This is a genomic window from Streptomyces calidiresistens (assembly GCF_014141525.1).
GTDB lineage: Bacteria > Actinomycetota > Actinomycetes > Streptomycetales > Streptomycetaceae > Streptomyces > Streptomyces calidiresistens.
In genome coordinates, this window is sequence record NZ_VKHS01000189.1 from 1 (window position 1) to 7,906 (window position 7,906).

Here is a 7,906-nt window from a genome sequence, read left to right on the forward strand (position 1 = left end):
CGCCCTCCGCCGTTGAAACCCCCGCCCCCCGTCGGCAATCTCACAGCCGGGGGCGGCGGAAGACCCTTTCCGCGCGCCCGGCCGCCGGGGAGAATGCCGACGGTGCGGTCACCCCGTGCCGACCAGGGCATCCCACGGCCGGGCGCGCGACCCTCACTCGGCGCGGTCGGCCCACACCCGCGGAGGAGCGTGCGCACATGGGCATGAGCGTCACGATCGAGACGGCAGCCGAGCAGGACGGCGAGCAGATCCTGAAACTCCAGTACCTCTGTTTCCAGAGCGACGCCGAGCGCTACGGGGACTACCGGCTGGAGCCCCTGACCCAGACCCTCGACGGCGTACGGGCCGAGATCGCCGACGGCCACGTGCTGGTGGCCCGACTCGGCGACGAGATCGTCGGGTCGGTGCGGGCGGTGGTGGACACGGACGGCACCGCCGCCATCGGCAAGCTCATCGTCCACCCCCGGATGCAGCGGCACGGGCTCGGACGTCGACTGCTGGCGGCCATCGAGACCCGTCTGGCCGAACGGGCACCGGTCACCCGGTACCGGCTGTCCACCGGCCACCGCAGCGAGGTGGGGCTGCGTCTGTACCGGAAGGTGGGCTACGCGCCCGTGGCGACCGAGCGGGTCTCCCGCGCGCTGAGCATGGTCACCCTGGAGAAGCCGGTGCCGGCGGGCACCGCGGGGGGCGGGTCGGCACCGGCCGACCGCGGACCCCTCGCCACCACGGCCTGAGAACATCCCGGGCACCGGCCCCCGCCGGTGCCCGGCCGGTCCCCCGCGCCGTGTCGATCGGTGTGTCGGTCGGTGTGTCGATCGTTGTCGGTCGGATCAGCCGCGCGGGCGGGCGCGGCGCAGCCACAGCAGGCCGGTGACGGGCACCACCAGGGGCAGGAAGAGGTATCCCATCCCGTACCCGGACCACACCGTGGCGTCGGGGAACGCGCCGGGGTCCACCACCGTCCAGGTGCCCACGGTCAGGACGCCGATCAACTCCAGGACGCAGGCCGCCAACCCGAGCCGGCGCGCCGTCTCCCCGCCCCACACCAGCGTGGCGGTGATGAAGGCGTACACCAGGGCCGCGGCGGCGGAGAGCAGGTAGGCCAGCGGGGCCTCCTCGAAACGGGTCGCCAACTGGTAGATCGAGCGCGACCCGGCGCCGATGGTGAAGATCACGTAGAGGGTGAGCAGCAGCATGCCGGGGCCGCTGCGCAGCCGCCGCCGCTCGTCGCCCGCCGGAGGGACGCCGGTCGTCCCGATCAACGACTCAGCCACCGCCGCCTCCCCACACCTCGTGCAGTCGCAGTTGCAACGCCGCCGTCACCAGGGCCCCCGCGGCCACCGTCGCCGAGCCCCAGCGGGAGCGCTCGCCCAACGAGACGATCGCCACCAGGGGCACACAGGCCGGGACCGTCACCAGATAGGAGACGAAGACCGCGGTGGTGTCCCCGGAGGGGCGGTCGCCCGCGCCCAGGCGGAACAGCCCGATCGCCAACTGGATCACCGCCAGCGCGGTCACCACGGCCATCCCGACGAAGTGCCGGTCCTTGGTCGGCTCCCCGCGCAGGGCGGCGATCCCGCACCACAGGGCCAACGCCAGGGCCGCCGCCCCGAGGCCGATGGTCAGGGGGGTGAACATGGTGCCGACTCTACTGCGCGACCCCTCCGCGGGCTCCGCCGACCCGGGCATCCCGCTCCCGCCGCGGTCCCGCCCCGTCCCCGGTGTCCGACATGCGGACACCCGGTCGGCTCGGCGCGGTCCGGTCCCGAGCGTCTGGTTTACTGGCGCACATGACCACCACGAGCCACCGCCCCCCGGCGACCGGTACGCGCCCCGCGCCCGGTGCTCGTGTCCGTGGTGTCCCGGGGCGGACCGCATCGGTCCACCGCCGGTGTCGAATGTGTGCCCACTGAGGGCCCCCGCACCGAGCCCGCTCGCGCCCCGAAGCGAGCCCCCACCCCGGGAAGCCGGGCGCCGTCGCCGATGACGGTCGCCCCGCGACACCGCCTCCGCGCGCCGTCGTCCGCGCCTCCCGGGACCACCCGCGCCCGCCCCGGTTCCACCGGTCCCCGTGACCGGCTCCACCGTGCGCGCCGGCGCGGCACCCCGAGAGCACCACCGGACCACGGAGCACACGGAACCCCTGTGATCACCACCACCGACCTGACCAGGGTCCACCGCGCCCGCGGACGTGAGGTGACCGCCCTCAACGGCGTCGACCTGCACGTCCCCGCCGGTGAGATCTTCGGCGTCATCGGCCCCAGCGGGGCCGGGAAGTCCTCGCTCGCGCGCTGCGTCAACCTGCTGGAACGCCCCACCTCGGGCACCGTGACGGTGGACGGCCTCGACCTCACGGCCCTGGCCGGGCGCGGACCCCGCGCCGGTCGGGAGCTGCGGGCCGCCCGCACCCGCATCGGGATGGTCTTCCAGCACTTCAACCTGCTGTCCTCGCGCACCGTGCGGGGCAACGTCGAACTGCCGCTGGAGCACCTGCCCGGCCTGACCCGTCGCGAACGGGCCCGACGGGCCATGGAACTGCTGGACACCGTGGGACTCGCCGACCGGGCCGGGGACCGCCCCGCCCGACTCTCCGGGGGCCAGAAGCAGCGGGTGGGCATCGCCCGGGCCCTGGCCGGCCGGCCGAAGGTCCTGCTCTCCGACGAGGCGACCTCGGCCCTGGACCCGGAGACCACGCGCTCGGTGCTGCGACTGATCCGCGACCTGAACCGCTCCCTGGGGCTGACCGTGCTGCTCATCACGCACGAGATGGAGGTGGTCAGGGAGGTGTGCGACTCCGTGGCGCTGATGGAGAGGGGCCGGATCATCGAGAGCGGATCCCTGCGCGACCTCCTCTCCCGCCCCGGTACCCGTCTGGCCCGCGAGCTCTTCCCGCCGGCGGCCCCGGAACCCCTCGCCGCCGGGGAACTGCTCCTGGACCTGGAACTCCACGGCATCGATCCGGCCGCCTCCCCCGACCCGGTCGGCCCCGATCCCCTCGCGGAGATCCTCCGTGCCCTGCCGGGGGCGGAGATCCGTTCCGCGGCGGTGGACACCGTCGCCGGTCGCCGGGCCGGTCGGGTGCGCCTGGTGGTTCCCGGCGCGACCCACCGGGACGGCGGCGGGATCGACCCGGACGCGCTCGCCGCCCGGTTCCGGGGCCGGGGCGTGGAACTGCGCGTCCCCGGCACCCCCGACGGGGCGCGGGGGACCGGCGTTCCCGCTCCCGCCGCCCCCGCCCCCGGGGCGTTCGGGGAGGCGCCGCGATGACCGCCGAACGCATGCGCGAACTCCTCCTGCAGGGCACCCTCGACACCCTCCACATGGTCGGCTGGTCCGGCCTGATCGCCCTGGTGGGCGGTCTCCCGCTGGGGGTCCTGCTGGTCCTCACCGACCGCGGGGGCCTGTTGGCCAACCGGCCGGTGAACAAGCTCCTGGGCGGGGTGGTGAACATCGGGCGCTCGCTGCCGTTCATCATCCTGTTGGTGGCGCTGATCCCCTTCACCCGGCTGCTGGTCGGCACCTCCATCGGGCCGACCGCCGCGATCGTGCCGCTGGCCGTCGGGGCCATCCCCTTCTTCGCCCGGCTGGTGGAGACGGCCGTGCGCGAGGTGGACCACGGACTGGTGGAGGCAGCGCTCGCCATGGGGGGATCCACCGGCACCGTGGTCCGCAAGGTGCTGCTGCCGCAGGCCCTGCCCTCCCTGGTGGCGGGTCTGACCACCACCGTCATCGTCCTGATCGGCTACTCCGCCATGGCCGGGGCGGTCGGGGGCGGCGGTCTGGGCACCCTCGCCCTCACCTACGGATACCAGCGCTTCGAGACCGATTTCATGCTGCTGATCGTCGCCGTCCTCGTGGTGCTGGTCACCGTGGTCCAACTCGCCGGCGACCTCGTCGTGCGAACCCTGAACCGCCGGGAGCGGGCCGACGCCTGATCCCGGACCCGCCGTTCCCGGTCACCCCCGGAACGGCAGCGCCCCGCGCGCGCCCGCCGGCCCCGACCCGGGGCCGCGCGATCAGAGCACCTTTTCCCCACCTTCCCCACCTTCCCCACCTTCCCCACCTTCGTCACCCGAGAGAGAGAACCACCCGTGCGCACCCGCATCGCCACCGCCCTGACCGTCGCCGGCGCCCTCACCCTCGCGCTCACCGGCTGCGGCACCGACTCCTCCGACGGAGCCGCCGGGGACGGTGGGGGCGACGAACTCGCCCTCACCGTCGCGGCCTCCCCGAGTCCGCACGCCGACATCCTCGGCTTCGTCCGCGACGAGCTGGCGCCGGGGGCCGGCCTGGAGCTGACGGTCATGGAGTTCACCGACTACGTGCTGCCCAACACCGCCCTGCAGAACGGCGAGGTGGACGCCAACTACTTCCAGCACCGTCCCTACCTGGACGACTTCAACACCGCGCAGGGAACCGACATCGTCCCGGTGGCCGATGTCCACCTGGAGCCGCTCGGCCTGTACTCCGGGGCGGTGGAGGACCTCGACGACCTCGCCGGGATAGCCGCGTCCCCGGGCGGCGCGCGGGTGGCCATCCCCAACGACGCCACCAACGCCGGTCGCGCCCTCCGCCTGCTGGCCGACCACGGGTTGATCGAACTCGCCGAGGGGGTGGGCGCGGAGGCCACCCCCAACGACGTCACCGACGCGCGCGGCCTGGAGCTCACCGAACTCGAGGCCGCCTCCCTGCCCCGTGCCCTGGGTGACGTGGACGCCGCGGTCATCAACGGCAACTACGCGCTGGAGGCCGCGCTCGTCCCGGCCGAGGACGCCCTGGTGCTGGAGTCCGCGGAGGACAACCCCTACGCCAACATCCTGGCGGTCGGGGCCGGTTCGGAGGAGGACGAGGCGATCGGCGTTCTGGTGGAGCTGCTGCGCTCCCCGGAGGTCCGCGCCCACATCGAGGAGACCTACGAGGGCTCGGTGCTCCCCGCCTTCTGACGCCTCCCCCCGGGGAACGGAGCGGAGGCGGTGACGGGAGGTCCCGTCACCGCCTCGGCGCCCGGACACCCGCCGGTATCCGGTGGGTGTCCGGCCGAATCCGAACGGTGGCGGAACGACGCGCGCGACCCGTCCGAGGGGTCGGCCGTGCGCGGAATGCCGGGATGCTGCATGCTGTCCCCTCCGGACCCCGGCGTTGGAGCGGCGCATGACTTCCACCTTCCCCGACATCACCATCAGCACGGAACGCCTCGTGCTGCGCGCGTTCGAGGAAGCCGACATCCCCGAGCTGGTCGAGATGATGAACGACGAGCTCTGCGCCGCCTGGACCTCGGTGCCCACCCCCTACACCGAGGCCGACGGCCGGGACTGGGTGTTGCGTCGGGCCCCGGCCGAGCGGCTCTCGGGACGGGGTCTCGTCCTGGCCGTCACGGAGTTGTTGACCCAGCGTCTGGTCGGCAGCGTCCACCTCCACCACGTGGACCACCGCACGGGCGCGGCGGAGATCGGTTACGCCGTCGCGCCGTGGGCCCGCGGCGAGGGATACGCCGCCGAAGCGGTGTTGGCCGCGGCCCGTTGGCTGTTCGGGGACCAGAAGTTCGAGCGGCTGGAGTTGCGCACCGCGGCGGCCAACACCGCCTCCCAACAGGTCGCCCTGAAGGTGGGGTGCCTCAGCGAGGGCGTGCTGCGCAACGCCGCCATCGTGCGGAGTCGTACCGAGGACGGCGGATGGACCGATCTGCGCACCGACGTGATCGTGTGGGGTCTCCTGCCCGAGGACCTGGAGGAGACCGGCGACCCGACGAACCCGCTCCCCCCGGAGCACGGCGGGACCCCCCGTCCCCTGTGAGTCGACGTCACCCGCCGTTCATCTGCGGGTGGTCGTCCCCCGCCCGGGTCCCGGAACGTCGGTGACGCCCCGTCGCGTGTTCCGGTCCCATCCGTCGGGGCGGTGCGAATCCGTCGGCGGGCACACGCGGTACGCTCTCCGCGCCCACCTGCGACAAGTCCGGGAGATCACTGGCGATGGCCGACCGCGTGACGGTGATCGGATGGGACGGCACCCCACCGTCCCCGGCGGCACGGGCTGCCCTGGAGGCCGCCACCCTGGTCGCCGGCGCGCCCAGGCACCTGGAGGCGGCCGAACTGCCGGCGACGGCCGAACGCGTCCCGCTGGGCAGCGTCGAGCGTGCCGTCGAGCGCATCGTCGCCCATCGGGGGTCGGCGGTGGTCTTCTCCGACGGCGACCCCGGTTTCTTCGGGGTGCTGCGCGCGCTGCGCGACCCCCGGCACGGCCTGGAGGTGGAGGTGATCCCGGCCGTCTCCGCGGTCTCCCTCGCCTTCGCCCGGGCCGGGATGCCCTGGGAGGACGCCCGGGTGGTGACCGCCAACCGCCGCACCCTGCGCCGGGCGGTCAACGTCTGCCGGGCCCACCCCAAGGTGGCGGTGCTGACCTCACCCGGCGCCGGCCCCGCCGAACTGGCCCTGCTGCTCGGCGAGGAACTGCGCACGTTCGTCATCTGCGAGGCACCGGGAACCGATGGTGAGCGGGTGACCGTGCTCACCTCGGACCGGGTGGCCCGGCACCGCTGGACGGACCCCAACGTCACCATCGTGGTGGGTGCCCCCGGAACCCCGGCCGCCCCTCCCGCCGGCGCGGCCGCCGTCCCCGGCGCGGGCGCTGCCGGCGAGGGCGTGTGGATGGCGGGTCGTGAGGCGGGTGCCGGCGCCCTGCCGCGCGGGTGGGGGCTGCCGCCCACCGCCTACGGGGAGTCCGCCGCACGCACCGTGCCCGGTGACGGACCGTCCGGGGAGCCCGCCGACGACCCCCACCTGCGGGCCGCCCAACTCGCCGCGCTGGGCCCCGGGCCGGGCGACCTGGTCTGGGACGTGGGCGGGGGAGCGGGGTGGACGGCGCTGGAGGCCGCCCGGCAGGGAGCGGCGGTCATCGTCGTGGACCGGGACGCGCGGACGTGCGCCCGGGTTTCCGCCACCGCCCGTCGGCTCGGCGTTCCGCTGCGGGTGGTGCACGGTGCCGCCCCCCAGGCCCTGGCGGACCTCCCGGAGCCCGACGTGGTGCGGATCGGGGGCGGGGGGCCGCGCACCCTGCTCGCCTGTGTGGACCGACGTCCCCAGCGCATCGTCGGCCACGCCCTCACCCGGGACGAGGCCGAGGCGGCCGGACGGGTGCTCTCGGGAGCCGGCTACACCGTTCGGTGCGCCCTGCTCCAGACCGTGGAGTTGGAGACGGGGAGTTGGACGGAACAGGGCCGGAACGTGGCCTTTCTGCTCGTTGGCAGTCGGATGTGAACATCGCAACGCCGGTGCCGGTGACAAAGCGGATGTTCCGGTTTCCTTCGGTCACCCGGAGGCGGGAACGTCACCCGTGGCGGGTACGCTGATGGATCGTTGCGCCGTCGGTCGGGTATCGGCTTTCCTCACGCAATGTCCGGACGCCCGGGAGCGTGGGGTTCCGTCGTGGTCCCACCGGCGCTCGTTTCCCGCGACGGGGGGAGCACGCCCGCCGGGACCGCCAGGACACCTTTCGACGGGCGAGGGATACGCATGACGGAAACCGGCCACATCCCGGAACGGGGCATGCCGGAGCACACCGGGGCGCCCGGCGGACACTTCGCGCCGCCCCCGCACCCCGGTGTCGTGCCTGTGCCGGGGGAGCCCGGCGAACCCGGTGACCCCGAGGAGGAGGAACTCCTCATGCCCGGCTTCCACGGCTCCTGGGGGGACGCCCCCCGGGCGCTCGGCGGGGGCTACGGCACCCCTCCGGCCGGGACCCCCTCGCCACCGGCCGGGTCCCCGCCCGCGACGGCGACACCGCCGCACGGCGTTCCCGCTGTTCCGGGGGGCGCCCCGGTGACCGGCCCCGAGTACCTCGACGCCTCCGCGGCGCACCTGCCCCCGGTCGCCGGGCCGGTACCACCCGGAGTCGTCCCCGCCGGCCC

The 7,906-nt window shown here is 74.5% G+C and carries 8 protein-coding genes and 1 pseudogene; 7 read left to right on the forward strand and 2 right to left on the reverse strand.

Going from position 1 to position 7,906, the window contains the following annotated elements:
- Window positions 1-197: 197 nt before the first annotated feature.
- Entirely contained in the window at window positions 198-737 is a 540-nt protein-coding gene (locus FOE67_RS10500; RefSeq protein ID WP_182662881.1) for a GNAT family N-acetyltransferase, read from the forward strand.
- Between the two features lie 96 nt (window positions 738-833).
- On the opposite strand, the gene FOE67_RS10505 is transcribed toward FOE67_RS10500, so the two are convergent.
- Both FOE67_RS10505 and FOE67_RS10510 read right to left on the reverse strand, forming a co-directional pair.
- Entirely contained in the window at window positions 834-1,277 is a 444-nt protein-coding gene (locus FOE67_RS10505) for a hypothetical protein (RefSeq protein ID WP_182662883.1), read from the reverse strand.
- A complete protein-coding gene (locus FOE67_RS10510) occupies window positions 1,270-1,641 on the reverse strand; it encodes a hypothetical protein (RefSeq protein WP_182662885.1) in 372 nt (123 codons plus the stop codon). The genes FOE67_RS10505 and FOE67_RS10510 overlap by 8 nt, the downstream gene beginning before the upstream one ends.
- A 507-nt stretch (window positions 1,642-2,148) precedes the next feature.
- On the opposite strand from FOE67_RS10510, the gene FOE67_RS30335 reads away from it, so the two are divergent.
- The 6 genes and pseudogenes from FOE67_RS30335 to FOE67_RS10540 all read left to right on the forward strand — a co-directional run.
- Complete coding sequence (locus tag FOE67_RS30335) at window positions 2,149-3,270, forward strand: methionine ABC transporter ATP-binding protein (protein WP_182662887.1); 1,122 nt, start codon at window positions 2,149-2,151, stop codon at window positions 3,268-3,270.
- Window positions 3,267-3,938: a methionine ABC transporter permease gene (locus tag FOE67_RS10520; RefSeq protein ID WP_182662889.1), complete on the forward strand. Its 672-nt coding sequence runs from the start codon at window positions 3,267-3,269 to the stop codon at window positions 3,936-3,938. The genes FOE67_RS30335 and FOE67_RS10520 overlap by 4 nt, the downstream gene beginning before the upstream one ends.
- 156 nt (window positions 3,939-4,094) lie before the next feature.
- Window positions 4,095-4,946 (forward strand): MetQ/NlpA family ABC transporter substrate-binding protein, encoded by an 852-nt coding sequence (locus FOE67_RS10525; protein ID WP_182662891.1) that lies wholly within the window; start codon window positions 4,095-4,097, stop codon window positions 4,944-4,946.
- 208 nt (window positions 4,947-5,154) lie between these two features.
- Entirely contained in the window at window positions 5,155-5,796 is a 642-nt protein-coding gene (locus FOE67_RS10530; protein WP_182662893.1) for a GNAT family N-acetyltransferase, read from the forward strand.
- Between the two features lie 176 nt (window positions 5,797-5,972).
- Window positions 5,973-7,256, forward strand: coding sequence for a precorrin-6y C5,15-methyltransferase (decarboxylating) subunit CbiE (gene cbiE / locus FOE67_RS10535; protein ID WP_182662895.1), 1,284 nt, complete (start codon window positions 5,973-5,975; stop codon window positions 7,254-7,256).
- A 255-nt stretch (window positions 7,257-7,511) separates the two neighbouring features.
- A pseudogene (locus tag FOE67_RS10540) lies at window positions 7,512-7,906 on the forward strand (hypothetical protein); the annotation flags it as partial.